The organism is Rhizobium sp. 01N48 (assembly GCF_056399145.1).
This window is the reverse complement of the sequence record NZ_JBFTQT010000008.1, coordinates 122,889-140,955: the sequence shown is the minus strand read 5'-3', so window position 1 is coordinate 140,955 and position 18,067 is coordinate 122,889. Positions and strand designations below refer to the sequence as shown.

Below are 18,067 nucleotides of genomic sequence, written 5' to 3'. Positions count from 1 at the left end.
ATGCGGCACAACGTTTCTTTTGCGACGCCGATGCGCTTTTGTTTTGACACGCGCGCGATTGCAGCGGATGCGACGGATGAACTCGACCGGACGAGCGAGATGACACCGAAATAGCAATGTCGTGATCTGGGCACAAACGTCCGGCTCCGCCCTTGATCGGGCTTTGAAGCGCATGCTAGTCGCGCCGCATGGCAAAGCTACTCCCCCAGATGGGCCTCGCCCTTTTCGCGATCTCGGCCCTTTCGACCAACGCGCTCGCGCTCGACGGCAGAACGATCACCCAGATCAAGAAGTCACCCCGGCAGATCAGCTCGACCAGCGTTGCGACATCGAGGCGATGGATCGCCTGCAGGCCGACAAGGTCATCTCCTACACCTTCTCGCATCCCAAGCGCACGGCGGTGCATGTCGATGCGGATGGCGCGGTGTTCCGCCGCAACGGCGATTGGTACCGCCTGTCCTATGCCTGCACGACAAGCCCCGACCACCTGTCCATCGTCGCCTTCGCCTTCAAGCGCGGCGCGATCATCGCCCGCAAGGACTGGACGCGCTACTATCTTTATCCATAAGCGGCTGACATCGCTTGCGGTTGCAATCGCCGCCCCCTCGCCTAGCTTCCCTTATAGGTCACGCCGCAGCCAACCGGGCGGCATGACGAGAAAAGGGAGGCAAGGCATGTGCCGGAATATCAAACCCCTGTTCAATTTCGACCCGCCGGCAACCGACGCGGAAATCCATGATGCGGCACTCCAGTTCGTGCGCAAGCTGAGCGGCACCAACAAGCCGTCGAAACGCAACGAGGAAGCCTTCGAGGCCGCCGTCGCGTCGATCGCCGCCTGCGCCCGTGAGCTGCTGGACACGCTGGAGACCTCGCAGCCACCCCGCGACCGCGAGGAAGTGGCCGCCAAGGCGCGTGCGAAATCGGCACTCCGTTTCGCGTGAAGGAGGCCTGACGCATGGCGGTCAAGCGCATGGACAATGTCGGCATTGTCGTCGACGACCTCGACGAGACGATCGATTTCTTCCGCGAACTCGGCCTTGAGCTGGAGGGCCGTACCATGGTCGAGGGCGAGTGGGCCGGACGCATCACCGGGCTCGGCGACCAGCAAGTCGAGATCGCCATGATGCGCACGCCGGATGGCCACAGCCGCCTCGAACTCTCCCGCTTCATCTCGCCTGACATCATCGCCGATCACCGCGACGCCCCGGTCAACGCTCTCGGCTATCTCCGCGTCATGTTCGCCGTCGATGACATCGATGACACGCTCGAACGCCTCGGCAAACGCGGCGCCCGGCTTGAAGGCGAACTGGTGCAATACAAGGACGCCTATCGGCTCTGCTATATCAGGGGTCCCGGAGGGCTATTGATCGGTCTTGCCCAGGAACTGGATTGAGGGCACCGATCTCGGCTTGAGCCGTCGCCCACGCAGCCTCAAGCCGGCCGCTCCCCTCACCCTCCCGGCGTCCACCGCACCTCCGAGACCTCGCGCGCCACATCCGCAATCAGCGAGCGCAGCCAGCGGTGGGCGGGGTCGTTGCGGTGGCGGACGTGCCAGGCGAGATCGACGGGGAAGCTGCCGAGATCGACGGGCGCCGGCACGATCTTCAGCCTGGGGTCGGCCGCCAGGTGCCGGCAGATCAGCCTCGGCAGCGTCGCGCAATAGTCGGTGACCGCGATCATCTCCGGCACGGCCAGGAAATGCGTCACCGACACCGCCACCTCACGCCGTAGCCCGCGCTGCTCCAGCGCCTGGAACAACCCGACGCGCAAGCGGCCATGGGGCACGACATTCACATGCCGCATACGCTCGTACTGCTCCTTCGACAGGCTACCGGAGACCTCCGGATGATCGGCCCTGATCACGCAGGCGAGCCCCTCATCCATCAGATGCTGCACCACCAGATTGTCCGGCGGCTCGACGATGCGGCCGAGCACCATGGCCGTCGTGCCCGACATGACACCGGTCTCGATGAGGTCGTTGCCATAGGGCGTCAGCCGAAGCCTGATCCCCGGCGCCGTCTCGCGCAGCCTGGCGACGATGGCGGGCATCAGCACATATTCGACATAGCTGTTGGGCGCGATGGTGAAGGAGAGATCGGCCTCTGCGGGATCGAACTCCTGTTGCCCGAGCACCGCCCCGTCGATCGCCGCCAGCGCGGTGGCGATGACGGGCGCCAACTCCAGCGCCATCTGCGTCGGCTGCATCCCATAGCGCTCGCGCACGAACAGCGGATCGCGCATGACGACGCGCAGCCGCGCCAGCGCGTTGGAGAGCGCCGGCTGGGTGATCCCCAGGCGGTCGGCGGCGCGCGTGACATTGCGCTCTTCCATCAGGGTCACGAAGACGGGCAGCAGATTGAGGTCGTATCGCATGCAGTTATAATGCACGGTGAATATCTAGGATCAAACAAATAAATTTCTGAAATAGATATCCGAGGCGCATGATCCCCTCATCGAAGGCCGACACAGTCTGGCCGAAACAAGGAGAACGATCATGAGCGAGAACATCAAGGGTAAAGTCGTACTCATCACCGGTGGCAGCACCGGCCTCGGCGCTGAAACCGCGCGCCATCTGGCAGCCAACGGCGCCCGCGTCGCGATCGCCGCCCGCCGCAAGGACAAGCTCGATGACGTTGTCGCCGAAATCACCAAGGCTGGCGGCGAAGCTCGCGCCTACCAGCTCGACGTCGTAGACAAGAACCAGGTCAAGCAGGTCACCGACGCCGTGATCGCCGATTTCGGCACGCTGGATGTGCTGATCAACAATGCCGGCATCATGCCGATCCGTCCGATGGCCGAGGTCAACACCGAGGAATGGGACGCGATGATCGACGTCAACATCAAGGGCACGCTCTATGGCATCGCCGCCGCCCTGCCCTTCTTCCTCGAGAAGAGCCGCGGCCACATCATCAACCTGAGCTCGGTTGCCGGCATCAAGGTCTTCGCGCCGGGTGGCACCGTCTATTCCGGCACCAAGTTCGCCGTCCGCGCCATCTCTGATGGTCTGCGCCAGGAAGTCGGCTCCAAGGTTCGCGTCACCTCGATTGAGCCCGGCGCCGTCGACAGTGAGCTCAAGCACAACACGACGGGTACCGCGCAATCGACCGTGCTCGACTTCTACAAGATCGCCATTCCGGCAAGCGCCGTCGCCCGCGCCATCGCCTATGCCATCTCACAGCCCGACGATGTCGATATCAACGAGATCGTCCTGCGCCCGACCGCCCAGGAATTCTGATCGATATCAATGTTGTGATGCCGCAGCTCGCCTCTTCTTAAACTGAGCGGCGAGCCGTTTCCGTTTCTCAATTCGTCAGCCGGCTCATCGTCTTGGTCGCCGCCTCGCCGATCGAACTGAACGCCGCCGTCAGCGCATCCATCGTGTTCGGCTCGTAATAGTTTGCTTCGGTGGAGGCGCAGAATTTCAAGAGCGCCTTGCCCTTGTCCGGCGCCATGAACGCCACCGTGTAGATCTTGATGCCGGCCGCCTTGGCGTTGGTGCATTCATTGCGCACGGATTGATCGAGATTGCTGTTCCATGTGCTGCTGTCGCCGGTCATGTCGCCATCGGTCATCAACACGATGATGCGGTCTGAACTCGTATTGAGCTTCTTCGCCTGCTCGACGCTTTCCTTGTCCGTGCCATATGAGTTCTGGGCGATATTTGCATTCGCCGTTTTCACAGCCGCCGTCGCGTCGGTGCCGCTATTTCCTACGATTGTGATGTTCTTGACGTGGTTGCGGGCGTCTGTCGTGCCCCAGGCCATCGCCGATTGCCCCTTGATGCTGCTGGTATAGGAGATCGCGCCGCTTCGCACATAGCGAGGGGTCGGATCGTACTTGTCGAGCGAGTCGAACAGCTTGCCCGCGGCACTCTTCAACGCGTCGATCTTGGCGTAATAGCCAGGCGGGGTGATGAGGCAGATGCCAAGCAGGCCGAGCGTGCACTTCAAACCGTTCACATCGTCGGCCATCGATGTCGATGCGTCGATCAAAAGCTCGATCGAGATGCCGTTCTTCGTTGTGCCTGAGCCACTGGTGGTCTTGCTGCCGGCGGACACGGTCTTCGTATTGCCGGCGATAAGCGCACTCAGCGGCGACAGGGTCACCGGCATCGACGCATTCACGGCCACCACGAAATTCTTGCCGGCTGCGGTGGTCGTCGTCGTGATCGCCACCGTGGCCGCTTGCTTGGCGGCGGCCGCAGCCGTACTGCCGGCGACACTAGCCACCTGACCGGAGAGAAAATCGAGCCCCAGCGTCTTGCCCGAGGTCTCGTCGGCAGTTCCCTTTGCAAGCGCGGTCGAGACGGCCAACGCCGACGCATCCGTCGCCTCCTGCAGCTGGCGCTGCGACAGGGAAAGGTTTGCGGTATCGACCGCCAGCCCCGCCACACCGACGAGAATAGGCAGCACGAGCGCGGTGGTGATGCCGAAGTTTCCATCCCGGCGCCTCAGGAGACGCTTTATCTCTTGAACGTACAGCATGCTCAAAAACGAGCACGCGGCGCAAAAGTGCCATCGCACGTTGAATCGCACTTAACCGGAGGTAAGCCTACCGAGAAGTCCGGGTCATTTTAGAACAGAGGAATAAAACGCAGATCGGCGACACAGACCCAAAGGGGCCCGATGCCGATGTGCACAATCAACCGATGGTCGGGAGGAATGACGCGTGCCCGATCGGGGGCTCCGAGATCAGGACGACGCGGTCTTGGACGTTGCCCGCTTTTTCTTGACGGGTTCGGCCTCAGGCGGGGCCTCGGCAGCGCGTTGCAGGCGGAGAGCCTTGAGCTTCTCCGTCTTCAATTCGCGAGCCGCGGCCTCGGCTGAAATGATCGCACGGGCCGTCGTGTCGGTCACGACAGCCTTATCGCGAGACGAGAGCTTGGCCTGGTTGAAGAATTCATTGTCTGAAGTCATCTGTGCTCTCTACATCTAAGCGTTGGGCCAGCCTTTAGCGGGCCGGACGCACGGCCTTCTTCGGTGCAGGAAGCAGGCCTTCGCGCTGCAGCTTCTTGCGGGTCAGCTTGCGCTGGCGGCGAACGGCTTCGGCCTTTTCGCGCACGCGCTTTTCCGACGGCTTTTCATAGGCGCTGCGCGCCTTGAATTCGCGGAAGAGACCTTCGCGCTGCATCTTCTTCTTCAGGACGCGGAGCGCCTGGTCGACATTGTTATCCCTGACGAGAACCTGCAAATTGTATTCCTTTCTTGCGGCAACGAATTGCCGGTTTGTGACGAGCCGAAAACTGTTTCCCGCCCTTGGCGCCATAAGCGAGGCCGGGATGTCTTGACGGCAATCGTCGCGGTTTCGTGTCTGGCATCGAGGATGCCGGCTAAGTGGTGCCGAAATCGCCGCCGGCAATTTCAACAATCGAGACCCAGGGCCCCGAAACGGTCTGTACTGCTGCGCCGGAGGATCGAAATCCTGAGGCGACCGGCAAAAAGCCGATCCTCGCAGCGATACCAATGATCACTTCCAATGCGAGGCATTTCCCAGCAATTGCGTGCCGGGCATGATCGATTTTGAGAGGAGATCTGACGGAGCGATTGGGCTCTTTGACAAAGGTCACAAGCAATAGTCGATGGCGCAATTATAGTGCAAACGGCAGCCGATGCAAGGAACGAACCGGAATTAGCCTCTACCCCCTGCCGTCACGGGCTTTCGGGCGTCGCATCGGCCGCTTGTGGCGCGATGCGAGGGGGAAAATACCTTTTGCGCCAATGCGAGCCTGGATTGCAGGGTTTTTTCGGCTGAAACCCGCTGATCCATATGGACTTCGGCCAAGTGATCTGCTATCCCGCACACCAATCGCGAGGCGCTGCCGCGCGGAATGAACATTTTTTGCCTCTGTCATTGGGATGACCCAGGCATCAACCGAACCAAAGGAACGTGATTCTCGTGCAGGTACTCGTCCGCGACAACAATGTTGACCAGGCTCTCCGCGCTCTCAAGAAGAAAATGCAGCGCGAAGGCATTTTCCGCGAAATGAAGATGCGCGACTACTACGAAAAGCCTTCGGAAAAGCGCGCTCGCGAAAAGGCCGAAGCTGTTCGTCGCGTTCGCAAGCTGGCCCGCAAGCGCCTTCAGCGCGAAAGCGGCGTTGCTCCGTCGCGTGGAGCTTCTTCCGCGCGCTAAGGCGTTCCCGTCGTTATTTCGACGTTTTCAGATGCATGTTGGCGGGGGCGATCTGGTCGCCACCGCCTTTTTTGTTTGCTGCTTAGCCTGCCCGTCTCAAGACCGGCCGGCCGTAATGGGGAAAACGAGCCCGCATGGCTGATACGATGTTGAATGCCCGATCCTTGCGTTCGTCGACGAAAATGACCGCCCTGCCCGTGTTGGCGCTGGTCGCCGCTCTCGGCCTCGCCGGCTGCACCACGAACAGCACCTCCGATGCCGTCATCCGCATCGACAAGGCCCAGGGCTCGCAGGAAAACATCGCATCGCTGACCTCGGTCATCAACGCCAACCCGCGCGACCCCGAGGGCTACAACGTTCGCGGTTCCGCCTATGGTCGCGGTGGCGATTTCCGCGCGGCGCTGAACGATTTCAACACCGCCCTGCAGATCAATCCGAAGTTCTACCAGGCCTACGCCAACCGCGCGCTCGTCTACCGCAACATGGGCCAGCAGCAGCAGGCGATCCAGGATTACAACGCGGCACTGCAGATCAACCCGAACTACGACGTGGCTCTGATCGGCCGCGGCAACGTCTACCGCACCGCCGGCCAGGACGACGCCGCCTTCAACGATTTCAACAAGGCGATCCAGAACGGCACCACCGACGGCCGCGCCTACCACAATCGCGGCCTGATCTTCCAGAAGCGCAACCAGCAGGACAAGGCGATCGACGATTTCTCCAAGGCGATCTCGCTGTCGCCGAACTCGCCGGAGCCCTATAACGGCCGTGGCATCTCCTACATCGCGCTCAATGACGACGACAACGCCTTCGCCGACTTCAACCACGCGATCGAGCTGAACGGCAACATCGCCGAGAGCTGGGCCAACCAGGCGCTGGTTTATGAGCGTCGCGGCGACAAGCAGAAGGCCGCCCGCTCCTATCGCCACGCCATCGGCCTCAGCCCGAAGTACCAGCCTGCCAAGGACGGCCTCGCCCGCGTCAGCGCCGCCGGCTGATCCAGCCTAATCAGCGAAGGATGAAGACGACGATGGCTGCCAAACCGCATGTGATCGTCGTCGGCGCCGGCATCATCGGCACCTCCATCGCCTGGCATCTTGCCCGCGATGGCGCCAGGGTCACCGTCGTCGCCGAGGACAATGGCGGCGTCGCCACCCCCTGCTCCTTCTCCTGGATCAACGCCAGCTGGGGCAATCCCGAATTCTATTATCGCTTCCGCCGCCGCTCGATGGCCGAGTGGAAGAGATTGGCCGGCGAACTGCCCGGCCTGCCGCTCGAATGGTGCGGCAGCCTCTCCTGGGACCTGCCGCCGGAGCGGCTGGAAGCCTTCATCGCGGAGCATGGCGCCTGGGGCTACGGCATCGAACGCGTCGATGGCGATGCGATCCGTAAGCGCGAGCCTCATCTCGCCAATCATCCCGACCATGCCGTCGCCGTTGCCGAGGAAGGCGCCGTCGAGCCTGTCGCCGCCGCCCGCATGATGCTCGCCGATGCCAAGACGCGCGGCGCGACCGTCATCGACGCCGCCGTGCGCGGGCTGTTGCGCACCGGCGAGCGCATCTCCGGCGTGGTGACGTCGGCAGGCGTGATGGAGGCCGATCATGTCGTCCTCGCATCCGGCGCCGGCACAGCACCCTTGACCGCAAGCATCGGCATCACGCTTCAGATCGAAACGCCCGCCGGCCTCATCGTCCACTCCCGCCCGCATGCAAGACGGCTGAACGGCCTCGTCATGGCGCCGGAACTGCACATGCGCCAGACCGCTGAGGGCCGCATCATCGCCGGCAGCGATTTCGGCGGTGCTCAGCCGGGCGAAGACCAGCATGCGACGGCGCGAGCCTTGTTCGCCAAGGTGAAGGCAGCACTTGCCGACAGCCAGTCGCTCGCCATGGACTTCTTCACCGTCGGCTACCGCCCGACACCGAAGGACGGTTTTCCTGTGATCGGTGACGCCTGCGACGGCCTCTATATCGCCGTCATGCACTCAGGAGTGACACTGGCGCCGCTGGCTGGCCTGCTCGCCTCCAGCGAGATTTTGCAGGGCGAGAACGATCCGATGCTCACGCCCTTCCGGCCCACCCGCTTCCTCTGACACCCTAAAGCACGCTTTCCGACAAATGCCCTCTGGCATGTTTTAGTGTGTTGCAACCATTTCCCCCTGCCCCTAACATGCCCTGGGTCGATAGCAGGCTATTGGGAGTAAAAAGGCGCGTTGAGGGCGGATGTCGTGATTGAAGTCTTTGCTGTTCCCGGTTGGAAACGTGCGTCCCCGGCCATCCGCTTGCCCTGCGAGCGATGCCGGTGCCGATGAAGCGTAGCCTGCGGTTTTTCCCCAAGGCATCGATCGGTACATACCTGATCGCGATGGCCGTTGCCGTGGCGCTGCCGATCTTCGCACTGGTGGCGCTGCTGCTCGGCCAGCTGGAAGACAGCCAGCGTTCGATCCTGAAGCGCGAGACCGCGCAGGACGCCACCGCCCTTGCCCGCACTGTCGACCGCCAGCTGCAGGACATGGCGACAACGCTGCGCTTGCTCTCGACCTCGCCCGAACTCGAGCACGACGATTTCGCCGCCTTCCACAACCGCACCGAAACCGCGATGCGCGCCGATACGCTCTATGTGCTGGCGGTGGACAAATCTGGCCAGCTCCTCCTCAACACCCGCGTCGATTACGGCACGCCGCTCGGCAAGGTGGGCAACATGCCATCTATCGAATCGGTGATGCGCTCAGGCCGCATCGAGGCGTCCGACGTCTTCATGGGCCGCACCAGCAGCGAGTGGGTCTATAACGTCGCCATGCCCGTCAAAGTCGGCGACGTCGCCGCCCTGATCATCACGCAGAATGCAAAGGACCTCGCCAAGCTGGTCTCGACGGAAGGATTGGCGGCCGATTGGTCGGCGGCGATCCTCGATCAGAGCGGCCATGTGGTCGCCTCGGCCGGCGCCACCAATCTCGCCTTCGGCAAGCCTTTCGACCCGCGCATCCTCCCTGAGCTGATCAATTCGAGCGGCGTCTACGAAGACAGCGTCGTCATGCCGAAGGCTCTGCTCGGCTATGCGCAGATCCCCGGCTGGTCGTGGAAGGCCGTGGTCTGGGGACCGGTCGCCACAGCTCAGGCCTCGATCCTCACGACATGGCGCTTCCTGATCATCGGCGGCATCGCCCTGCTTCTGGTCGCCATCTTCGGCGCCTATATCGTTGCCCGGCAGGTGCGCACCACCATCCGCGCCATCGCCGATATGGCCAACCGCATGGGCGAAGGCCACATCGTGGCCCCGATCGAAACCAGCGTGATCGAGGCCAACCGCGTGGCCGTGGCGCTCTCCAACGCCTCCTTCGACCGCAGCCAGACGGAAGACCGGCTGCATTTCGTCATGAACGAGCTTGTCCACCGCACCAAGAACCTGCTTGCGCTCGCCCAGGCGATGATGCGCCAGATCGCCCGGCAGGCGAGCTCGGTCGAGGAATATCAGGCAGCCGTCGCCGATCGCCTTGAGGGGCTGGCGCGCTCCATCCAGCTTCTGACCAGCGAGCAATGGGCAGGCGCGTCGCTGCGCCGCGTCATCGATATCCACCTCGAAGCCTTCCCGCACGCTTTGCAGCAGATCGAGGTGACCGGCACCGATTTCATGCTGAAGCCCGAGGCCGTGCAGAACCTCGGCCTCACCCTGCATGAGCTCGCCACCAACTCGATCAAGTACGGTGCGCTCTCGGTCCCTCAGGGCCGTGTCCGGCTCTACTGGCAGAGCATCCAGGAAGACGAGCACACCGAGGAGATGCTGCGCGTCGTCTGGGACGAGCGAAATGGCCCGCCTGTCACAGCACCCGAGCGCTCCGGCTTCGGCACGACAGTCATCAAGAACCATGCCGCCGCTGCCTTCAGCGGCAGCGTCCATGTCGACTTCCGCCCAGAAGGCTTGCGCTGGGAACTGACGGCGCCGCGCCGCGTGCTGCAGCGGGACTGAAGCCCGATCGTACACAGCCTCAAAGGCGGATAGGAATGATGTTCCTGATCCGCGCATCACGCAGATAGAGACCACCCCACGCCAGCACGCCAAGCATCAGACATATCAGCTGCGGCGGCGAGAAGATTTCGCCGAGCCGGAAGTGAATGCTGATCGCTCCGCCGAGAAACCCCGTTATCATGACGGCGCCGAGCGCAGCCGTTGCCGGAATGGCGTAAAGCACGACGCAGACGAGGATGATAAGCCCGAGCGTGGTCGCGAGTTCGGGCGGGAACCCTGATGCGGCCATGTCGGTCGCCAGCATCTGCGGCGCAAACAGATTGATGCCGGCATCGGCAAGCAACGCCACGCAAACAAGCGCGCTCAAGCCCCACCCAGCAATGACACTGAAGATAGAGACTTCACGATCCATGTGTAAAAGCCATCTGTGACACCCATCAAAACCGAGTTGCTTTGCAAGGAATGCACTTGAACGATGCCGCAATGACGAATGAAACCGCATGTTGCAATAATTGGCAAGCGAATACACGCGCAAAGGCGGGAAACGCATTCCCGCCTTGCTCTCGATACGTCGATCTGATGTCGGTGGCTGATTAGCGCAGCAGCACGAGGCCGGCGATGAACACGATCAACAGCACCACGATGCCGCCGAGCAGGCCGGCGCCGGCGAAGAAGCCGGCGGTCATGCCGAGCAGCAGCGCAATGAGGAACAGCGTGCCGAACTTCCCGGCCGCCAGGAACATGTTGTAGGTCTGCTCGTGCGCTGGATAGTCCATCGGCGCGCCGACTTCTGCGGGTCCGGTATTGTGCTCGGCCATGCTTGTCATCTCCCTGAAACCCCGGCCCGCATCACGATGCGGCCGCATGACTTTCTCATCCGCGCGCTCCCACGCGCAAATGTTCCGCTAGAGGAATTACACAAAGCCTGGAAAAGCGCAATGCATGAGAATGCCGCGGCCACGCGGCTTTCCCATGCATCGTGTTGGATTGCCTCAGAGCGGCAGATCGGTGCCGAACTGGCCCGCGGGCACGAAGCGCGCCGTCGGAATGATGGTCAGCGGCGGCAGCGTGTCGTTCGGGTTGCGCGAGAACATCATCCGCTGTTCGCTGGCGCTGGAGATGAAGAACGGATAGCGCGTCAAAAGCTTGCGCCCGACCTCGATCACGTTCGTTGCCATCAGCGTCATGTCGATGCCGTAGTTCTTCGCCAGCTGGCCGGGCACGATGGTGTCGGCATAGAAGACGCGCTTGTAGAAGGCGGCATGCGGCGGTCGGCAGAATTGCAGCACCCGGCTGGCGCGGAAATAGGCCGCGGCAACGATCGAGGGGCGCAGCGTGAGATAGGGGATCCAGGAGAGATCCGCCGTCATCTCGGGATCGGCGGCGAAGCGCGCCGGGTCGATCAGCGTCAGCCCGGCGTCGAGCATCGCATCCATCGCCCAGGGGAATGCTCCGCCCGATTGGCTGAGCCGATGGTCGGGTGTCACATAATGTATCCTGACGGTGCTCACCATCTCCCCATAATAGTACAGTCCGAAAACATAGGCATGGCTGTCGAAATCGCTGTCGTCGAGCAGGCCCTTGGGAGCCAGCGCCAGCACGTCGTGCGCCTTGTAGGCCTTGTAGCGCAGGCGTTCCACCTGTGCCAGGTCCTCGTTGCTTTCAACGCGGCGGTATTCGACATTATCGAGAACTTCAAGAATCTTGCGGCTGAAATCACTTACGTTGGAATGTGATCCTGACATTTTGCCCGTCCGTTCGTTAACGGCTTATTAATCATACGATTACGGCCCGGAACGCAAGATTTTAAGATAAATTTAATCGTATTTAAGTTGTTAAGGTTAACGTGCCGCAATCATTAAGGAATGACTAAAAAGCCGCCCGGTTGCAAAGCGGACGGCGTCAGCGGCTATCAGAAGTGGTGGGATGAAGGATCAGGCGACGTTGTTGCGGCGGCGCGGCACCGGCGTACGGCGGCCAATCGCCTCCTGCAGCAGCGCGATGTTCTGCGACGGCACTGGCGGCGAGAAGACGTAGCCCTGGACGAGATCGGTCGCCCGGTACTTGTTGAGCAACGCCAGCTGCTCGGTGGTCTCGACACCTTCGGTGACGATCTTGAGCCCGAGTTCGCGGGCAAGGTTGACCGTCCCGCGCAGAAGCTTCAGACGGCGGCCGTCCTCCACGATGTTGCGCAGGAACGAGCGGTCGATCTTGATGATGTCGAGCGGCAGCGTGTCGAGGTAGCTGAGGCTGGAGAAGCCGGTGCCGAAATCGTCGATGGCGATGGTGATACCGCTGTTGCGCAGTTCCGCCAGGATCGCCCGCACCGCTGCCGGCTCGTCGATCAGGCAGCTCTCGGTGATTTCGAGGTGCAGCCGATCAGGGCTCAGGCCGGAATTCTTCAGTGCTTGCGAGACGACGGCGAGAATATCGTTGTCGCGCAGGTCGCGCGCCGAAAGGTTGACGGAAACCGCGATGTGATCCGGCCACGTCATGCAGTCCATGCAGGCCTTCATGAGGATGAAGCGCGTGATGTCGGAGATGATGCCCATGTCCTCGGCAAGACGGATGAACACATCCGGCGGGATGGCCCCCTTCTCCGGATGCACCCAGCGCGCCAGCGCCTCGGCGCATTCGATGCGCGAGCCATCGGCCTTGAACATCGGCTGGTAGGCGATGTTGAGACCGCCGGCAGCCACAGCCTCGCGCAGGTCCGCCTTCAGCTTCTGCTTTTCGATATAGCGGCCGTCCATCTCGCGCTCGAAGCCGGAAATGCCGCCGCGCTCCTTGGACTTGCTCTCGAACAGCGCCAGATCCGCCTTGATGCTCCATTCGTCCATCGCGAAGGCATCGCTTTCGAGGATGGCGAAGCCGGCCGAGAGCGACACCAGGAAGGTGACGTCGTCGGCCTCGTAGTTCCCCTGGATTTCGGCATGAACGCGGCGGATCTCCGCATCCATCGCTTCCGCATCCTTGGCGTGCGGGAAGAACAGGATGAACTGGTCGCCCATCAGGCGGCCGACGATCGCCTTGCGCGAGCGCTCCTCGATGCGGTTGGCGATGGCGCAGAGCAGCCGGTCGCCGGTGATGTGGCCGCGCATGTCGTTGACATGCTTGAACTCGTCGATGTCGAGAACCATGAAGCCGAGCGGGCCGCGCTTCTTCGGATGCTTGTTCAGGTAATCCTGGACGAGGTGGCTGAAATATTCGCGGTTCGGCAGGCCTGTCAGCGCGTCGTAGCGCACCATGTGCAGGATTTTCTGCTCGGCCTTTACGCGGCTCGACACGTCCTCGAAGATCAGCACGGCGCCGCCATCGGCGCGGCGGCTGGCGGAGAACTCGAGCGACAGGTCTTCCGGAAAATGGATGAGCATGCGCGACAGCTTGCCCTCGGCGACATGCGTCATCTGCCGCAGGATAAGCTCCGGCTGCGAGGAATCCATGAAATTGTAGCGTGCGCCATAGCGCAGCACGGCGCCGAGATCGCGGTCCTTCAACCGGTCCGGCGCACCGATCTTCAGGAGTTCGCAGGCCTTGCGGTTCACCACCTGGATACGGTTTTCCGCGTCCACCATGACAAGCCCGTGCGGCATGTTGTTGAGCGCGGTGTCGAACCGGTCGGCGATCGAGGTGATCTCGCGCCGCGCGATGACGTTCTCGTAAAGGAACTCGCGCACGCCGTTGGCCATTGCCCGGGTGGTCAGCCAGAAGGGAACGAGGAAGATGGACAGGATGCCGCGATAGAAATCCATCGCCATCAGGCTGCAGATGATCATCGGCAGGCAGCAGGAGAAGGTCTGCAGGTCGACCGCCATGCGCGACCCGTAGTTGCGCCCGACGACCGAGACCATCGTCGCCATCGTCACCGAGATGCTGGCGAGCTCCGAGAAGCTGTCGTGCACCATGAAGATCGCATAGCCGCTGCAGATACCGAGCAACGTCGTCGTGCAGGCAGCCCCGGCGACCAGGATCCGCTCCCAATGCTCGATGCCGGCATGCGTCAGCGTCTGCTTGTCGACGCGGTCGAACTGGCGGAAAATGATCATGCGTGCGCAGAAGACGAGGAGAAAGCCCGCGGCAAGCCAGAGGTAGAGGGTGGTGCCGGTCTTGAAGGCAATGGCCAGGCAGGTCGCGATGTGAACGATGACACCGGCGAGCAGCGTCATGCGGTTTCCCGAGAGGGAACTCACAAACGAGAGATATACATCCGTAGGGACCCTGCTCGGGCTATCTGGCTTCATCCAATATTTTCCCTGTACCGCAGCACCCTACCGCCAACCCTTTAAAAATTGATTTCAGGTCACCCACACATTTTGTTGATTTTTCTACAATCTTAGCGAGAACATGGGCGGGAATCGGCAGTTTTTGCAGCTTCCCGGGGATGTTTCACAATGAGGCGGCCCATCCACAGGTTGTCGTCTTTGCAGCCAGCAAGTGCGGCTGGCGGTTCGCCCGCGATATAAGACTATAATCCAACATCCGGGCTTTCCGCTTTCAATTTCAGGGTCCCTGATCTACCACTTGAGGTGGGAGAGCATGGGGTAAAACCCATGAAATAGGAGGGGGAAAGGCATGCCGGTTTTTCTAGCCGCCAGCCGGCTGATCGATGCTGTCAGCCAGTTCATGGGCAAGCTGTCCGAATATATGGTGCTGTTCTGTTGCCTGATCAGCGCCGCCAACGCACTGATCCGCTACACCTTCAACTACAGCTCCAACGGCTGGCTTGAAATCCAGTGGTATCTCTTCGCCTTCGTCGTCGTGCTCGGTGCCGCCCACACGCTCAGAATGAACGAACATGTCCGCGTCGACCTGATCTACGGCTCGGTGTCCGACCGGGCACGTCTGTGGATCGATACGATCGGGCTGATCGTCTTCCTGCTTCCGGCCTGCATCTTCCTCACATGGCTCTGCTGGCCCTTCTTCTGGCTCTCCTATGTCCAGCACGAGGTCTCCTCTAACGCCGGCGGTCTGATCCGCTGGCCCGTCAAGCTCATCCTTGTCGCGGGCTTCGGCCTTTTGACGCTGCAGGGCTTCTCCGAGCTGATCAAGCGCATCGCCGCGCTGACGGGTCATTTGGTCGTCGAGACCAAGTACGAAAAGCCGCTGCAGTAACCGCGACCGGGAGGAAAGCCATTGTTCGATTTCGGCATCATTCCGCCGGCCATGTTCGTAGGCATGGTCCTGTTCATGCTCTACGGTTTCCCGGTGGCCTTTTCGCTGGCCGCCGTCGGCCTGTTCTTCGGCATCATCGGCGTCGCCACCGGCCATTTCAGCGAAGCCTTCCTGCAGGCGCTCCCATTGCGCTTCTTCGGCATCGTCTCCAACGATCTCCTGCTCGCCATTCCCTTCTTCACCTTCATGGGCGCGATCCTGGAGCGTTGCGGCCTGGCGGAAGATCTGCTCGAGGGCATGGGCAAGCTCTTCGGCCGCATCCCCGGCGGCCTCGCCTATGCGGTCATCCTCGTCGGCGCGGTGCTCGGCGCCATCACCGGAACGGTCGCCGCCTCCGTCATCACCATGGGCGTCATCTCGCTGCCCATCATGCTGCGCTACGGCTATAGCCCGAGGCTCGCCACCGGCGTGATTGCCGCATCCGGCACTATCACCCAGGTCATCCCGCCCTCGCTCGTCCTCGTCGTTCTCGCCGACCAGCTCGGCAAGTCCGTGGGCGACATGTATCTCGGCGCCATCGGCCCCTCGATCCTGCAGGTGGCGATCTTCATGATCTACATCCTGATCCTGTCGATCGTAAAACCCGCCTCCGTGCCGCCGCTTCCCAAGGAGGTGCGCGGCGATTTCACCTGGGCGCTGCTCTTCAAGGTGCTGTCGGGCATGGTGCCCTCAATCGTGCTGATCTTCCTCGTCCTCGGCACCATCTTCATGGGTCTCGCGACCCCGACCGAAGCCGGCGCGCTCGGCGTCGTCGGCGCCATGGCACTCGCCGCCATGCACCGCCGCCTGACCTGGCCGCTGATGCAGGAGGCGATGCGCTCCACCATGCACATCACGTCCATGGTGGTGATGATCCTGATCGGCTCCACCTGCTTCAGCCTTGTGTTTCAGGGCATGGATGGCTCGCGCTGGATCGAGCACATGCTGTCTGGCATCCCTGGCGGCCCGGTGGGCTTCCTGATCTTCGTCAACATCTTCATCTTCGTGCTCGCCTTCTTCCTCGATTTCTTCGAGATCGCCTTCATCGTCATCCCGATGCTGGCCCCGGTTGCCTCCGCACTCGGCATCGACCTGATCTGGTTCGGCGTCCTCATCTGCGTCAACATGCAGACGAGCTTCATGCACCCGCCCTTCGGCTTCGCGCTCTTCTATCTGCGCTCGATCGCCGACCGCAGCGTCAAGACCTCGGACATCTACATGGGCGCCCTGCCCTGGGTCGGCATGCAGCTCATCCTCGTCGCCATCGTGATCTTCTGGCCGCAATCGGTAACCTACTGGCTGAAGAAGGGGCCGGAGGTGGATCTGAACACGATCAAGATCGAGGTCCCCGGTTTTGGCGGCAACGGGTTTGGCACCCCACCCGGCATGCCCGGCCTGTCGCTGCCGCCGATGAATGGATTGCCGGGGCAACCGCCGGCACAGGTGAAGCCTGCGCAGCCGGATTTGAGCCAGCCGCCGGTGATCAAGTAGGGATTTGACAGAAGTTCCCTCCCCAACCTTCAAGAAGTCCCCTCCCCAACCCCTCCCCACAAGGGGGAGGGGCTAACCAAGATTCAACGTCTCCGCAAAAAGGGCGCTTATGGTAGGGCAAGAGGGCGCAACGAGTTAAGCCCCTCCCCCTTGTGGGGAGGGGTTGGGGAGGGGACTTTTCAGGAATTCAGCTTAAATCTTCCCAGCCCGCTGCTGGATCATCATGAACGTATCGAACGTATATTCCGACAGCTGCATCCATRGATACGCATCGCGCTTGAACGCCGTCTGGTCCTCGTAGATCTTCTTGAAGTAGGGATTGGACGCCGAAATCTCGGCGTAGATCCCAAGCGAAGCCTGGAAGCAGGCTTCCATGATCTCCTGGCTGAACGGCCTGAGCGTCGCGCCCTCGGAGACCAGCTGCTTCAGCGCCGGCGGGTTCTTCATGTCGTACTTCGCCATCATGTTGGTGTTGGCGAAGGCGCAGGCGTCAGTGAGCGCTGCCTGATAGTGCTTCGGCAGGCTGTTCCACTTTTCCAGGTTGAAGAAGGCGTGCACGGTCGGGCCACCCTCCCACCAGCCGGGATAGTAGTAATACTTCGCGACCTTGTGCAGGCCGAGCTTCAGATCGTCATAGGGGCCGACGAACTCGGAAGCGTCGATCGTGCCCTTTTCCAGCGCCGGATAGATATCGCCGCCGGCAATCTGCTGCGGTATGACGCCGAGCTTGCTGATCACCTGGCCGGCGAGGCCGGCGATGCGCATCTTCACGCCCTTCAGATCATCCAGCGTATTGATTTCCTTGCGGAACCAGCCGCCCATCTGGGCGCCGGTATTGCCCGCCGGCAGGCCGTAAATGCCCTGCGTGGCGTAGAATTCGTTCATCAGCGTGTTGCCGTTGCCCTCGTAGAACCAGGCATTGGTGAGGCGCCCGTTAAGCCCGAAGGGGATGGCGGTCCCGATCGCGTAGGTCGGGTCCTTGCCGACGAAGTAATAGGAGCAGGTGTGCGCCGCTTCTACCGTTCCGGCGCTGACGGCATCGGCTGCCTGCAGGCCGGGAATGATCTCGCCGGCGGCAAAGGGCTGGATAGTGAAGTTGCCGTCGGTCGATGCGGCCAGATGCTTGGCGATATCGTCGGCTGCGCCATAGATCGTGTCCAGGCTCTTCGGAAACGACGACGTCATGCGCCAGGCGATCTTCGGATTTTCCTGGGCGATGGCGGGGGCCGCCAGAGCCGAGGCAGCAACGGCGCCGACGCCCGCTGTTCCTGCCTTCTTGAAGAATGAACGACGATCCATCAAAAACCTCCCATTGTTGGTTCTGCGG

At 61.9% G+C, this 18,067-nt stretch carries 20 protein-coding genes; 10 read left to right on the top strand and 10 right to left on the bottom strand.

All coding sequences use genetic code 11. The features are described 5' to 3' along the window. The first annotated feature begins 337 nt into the window (after positions 1 to 337). From AC1DOG_RS16785 to AC1DOG_RS16775, 3 genes are all read left to right on the top strand, one after another. Positions 338 to 568, top strand: coding sequence for a DUF930 domain-containing protein (locus tag AC1DOG_RS16785; protein ID WP_477929551.1), 231 nt, complete (start codon positions 338 to 340; stop codon positions 566 to 568). A 106-nt stretch (positions 569 to 674) separates the two neighbouring features. Next, positions 675 to 941: a DUF2277 domain-containing protein gene (locus AC1DOG_RS16780; RefSeq protein ID WP_113237479.1), complete on the top strand. Its 267-nt coding sequence runs from the start codon at positions 675 to 677 to the stop codon at positions 939 to 941. Positions 942 to 955: 14 nt separating this feature from the next. Then, positions 956 to 1,393, top strand: a complete 438-nt coding sequence (locus AC1DOG_RS16775) for a VOC family protein (protein ID WP_477929549.1) — start codon at positions 956 to 958, stop codon at positions 1,391 to 1,393. Positions 1,394 to 1,449: 56 nt separating this feature from the next. On the opposite strand, the gene AC1DOG_RS16770 is transcribed toward AC1DOG_RS16775, so the two are convergent. Continuing rightward, positions 1,450 to 2,373, bottom strand: a complete 924-nt coding sequence (locus AC1DOG_RS16770; protein WP_477929547.1) for a LysR family transcriptional regulator — start codon at positions 2,371 to 2,373, stop codon at positions 1,450 to 1,452. 121 nt (positions 2,374 to 2,494) lie between these two features. On the opposite strand from AC1DOG_RS16770, the gene AC1DOG_RS16765 reads away from it, so the two are divergent. Then, positions 2,495 to 3,235, top strand: coding sequence for an SDR family oxidoreductase (locus AC1DOG_RS16765; RefSeq protein WP_477929545.1), 741 nt, complete (start codon positions 2,495 to 2,497; stop codon positions 3,233 to 3,235). 67 nt (positions 3,236 to 3,302) lie between these two features. Here the strand turns inward: AC1DOG_RS16765 and AC1DOG_RS16760 are convergent, their stop codons facing one another. The 4 genes from AC1DOG_RS16760 to AC1DOG_RS16745 all read right to left on the bottom strand — a co-directional run bounded on the left by AC1DOG_RS16760 (position 3,303) and on the right by AC1DOG_RS16745 (position 5,476). Further along, on the bottom strand, positions 3,303 to 4,484 hold the full coding sequence (locus AC1DOG_RS16760) for a vWA domain-containing protein (RefSeq protein WP_477929543.1): 1,182 nt from the start codon (positions 4,482 to 4,484) through the stop codon (positions 3,303 to 3,305). A gap of 207 nt (positions 4,485 to 4,691) precedes the next feature. Next, positions 4,692 to 4,916 (bottom strand): hypothetical protein, encoded by a 225-nt coding sequence (locus AC1DOG_RS16755; RefSeq protein ID WP_112982644.1) that lies wholly within the window; start codon positions 4,914 to 4,916, stop codon positions 4,692 to 4,694. 34 nt (positions 4,917 to 4,950) lie between these two features. After that, a complete protein-coding gene (gene rpsU, locus AC1DOG_RS16750; RefSeq protein ID WP_018899825.1) occupies positions 4,951 to 5,190 on the bottom strand; it encodes a 30S ribosomal protein S21 in 240 nt (79 codons plus the stop codon). Positions 5,191 to 5,329: 139 nt separating this feature from the next. Next, complete coding sequence (locus AC1DOG_RS16745; protein ID WP_018899826.1) at positions 5,330 to 5,476, bottom strand: hypothetical protein; 147 nt, start codon at positions 5,474 to 5,476, stop codon at positions 5,330 to 5,332. 410 nt (positions 5,477 to 5,886) lie between these two features. Between AC1DOG_RS16745 and rpsU (AC1DOG_RS16740) the strand changes: the two genes are divergently transcribed. From rpsU (AC1DOG_RS16740) to AC1DOG_RS16725, 4 genes are all read left to right on the top strand, one after another. Beyond that, on the top strand, positions 5,887 to 6,132 hold the full coding sequence (gene rpsU, locus AC1DOG_RS16740) for a 30S ribosomal protein S21 (protein ID WP_113197884.1): 246 nt from the start codon (positions 5,887 to 5,889) through the stop codon (positions 6,130 to 6,132). A 134-nt stretch (positions 6,133 to 6,266) separates the two neighbouring features. Beyond that, positions 6,267 to 7,130, top strand: a complete 864-nt coding sequence (locus tag AC1DOG_RS16735) for a tetratricopeptide repeat protein (RefSeq protein WP_113197885.1) — start codon at positions 6,267 to 6,269, stop codon at positions 7,128 to 7,130. Positions 7,131 to 7,162: 32 nt separating this feature from the next. Further along, positions 7,163 to 8,224, top strand: coding sequence for an NAD(P)/FAD-dependent oxidoreductase (locus tag AC1DOG_RS16730; RefSeq protein ID WP_477929540.1), 1,062 nt, complete (start codon positions 7,163 to 7,165; stop codon positions 8,222 to 8,224). A 215-nt stretch (positions 8,225 to 8,439) separates the two neighbouring features. Next, complete coding sequence (locus tag AC1DOG_RS16725; RefSeq protein WP_477929538.1) at positions 8,440 to 10,098, top strand: sensor histidine kinase; 1,659 nt, start codon at positions 8,440 to 8,442, stop codon at positions 10,096 to 10,098. 19 nt (positions 10,099 to 10,117) lie between these two features. Here the strand turns inward: AC1DOG_RS16725 and AC1DOG_RS16720 are convergent, their stop codons facing one another. From AC1DOG_RS16720 to AC1DOG_RS16705, 4 genes are all read right to left on the bottom strand, one after another. Then, entirely contained in the window at positions 10,118 to 10,465 is a 348-nt protein-coding gene (locus AC1DOG_RS16720) for a DoxX family protein (protein ID WP_477929536.1), read from the bottom strand. A gap of 226 nt (positions 10,466 to 10,691) precedes the next feature. Beyond that, positions 10,692 to 10,916: an aa3-type cytochrome c oxidase subunit IV gene (locus AC1DOG_RS16715; protein ID WP_477929534.1), complete on the bottom strand. Its 225-nt coding sequence runs from the start codon at positions 10,914 to 10,916 to the stop codon at positions 10,692 to 10,694. Between the two features lie 174 nt (positions 10,917 to 11,090). Next, positions 11,091 to 11,843, bottom strand: coding sequence for an N-acyl amino acid synthase FeeM domain-containing protein (locus tag AC1DOG_RS16710; protein ID WP_113009250.1), 753 nt, complete (start codon positions 11,841 to 11,843; stop codon positions 11,091 to 11,093). Positions 11,844 to 12,032: 189 nt separating this feature from the next. Further along, entirely contained in the window at positions 12,033 to 14,339 is a 2,307-nt protein-coding gene (locus AC1DOG_RS16705) for a putative bifunctional diguanylate cyclase/phosphodiesterase (protein WP_113009249.1), read from the bottom strand. Between the two features lie 331 nt (positions 14,340 to 14,670). On the opposite strand from AC1DOG_RS16705, the gene AC1DOG_RS16700 reads away from it, so the two are divergent. Beyond that, positions 14,671 to 15,210, top strand: a complete 540-nt coding sequence (locus AC1DOG_RS16700) for a TRAP transporter small permease subunit (protein ID WP_113197887.1) — start codon at positions 14,671 to 14,673, stop codon at positions 15,208 to 15,210. A 21-nt stretch (positions 15,211 to 15,231) separates the two neighbouring features. Beyond that, on the top strand, positions 15,232 to 16,740 hold the full coding sequence (locus AC1DOG_RS16695) for a TRAP transporter large permease (protein ID WP_477929531.1): 1,509 nt from the start codon (positions 15,232 to 15,234) through the stop codon (positions 16,738 to 16,740). 192 nt (positions 16,741 to 16,932) lie between these two features. On the opposite strand, the gene AC1DOG_RS16690 is transcribed toward AC1DOG_RS16695, so the two are convergent. Next, positions 16,933 to 18,039 carry a TRAP transporter substrate-binding protein gene (locus AC1DOG_RS16690; RefSeq protein WP_477929529.1) on the bottom strand — a complete coding sequence of 369 codons (1,107 nt, stop codon included), beginning with the start codon at positions 18,037 to 18,039 and terminating at the stop codon, positions 16,933 to 16,935. Between the last annotated feature and the right edge of the window lie 28 nt (positions 18,040 to 18,067).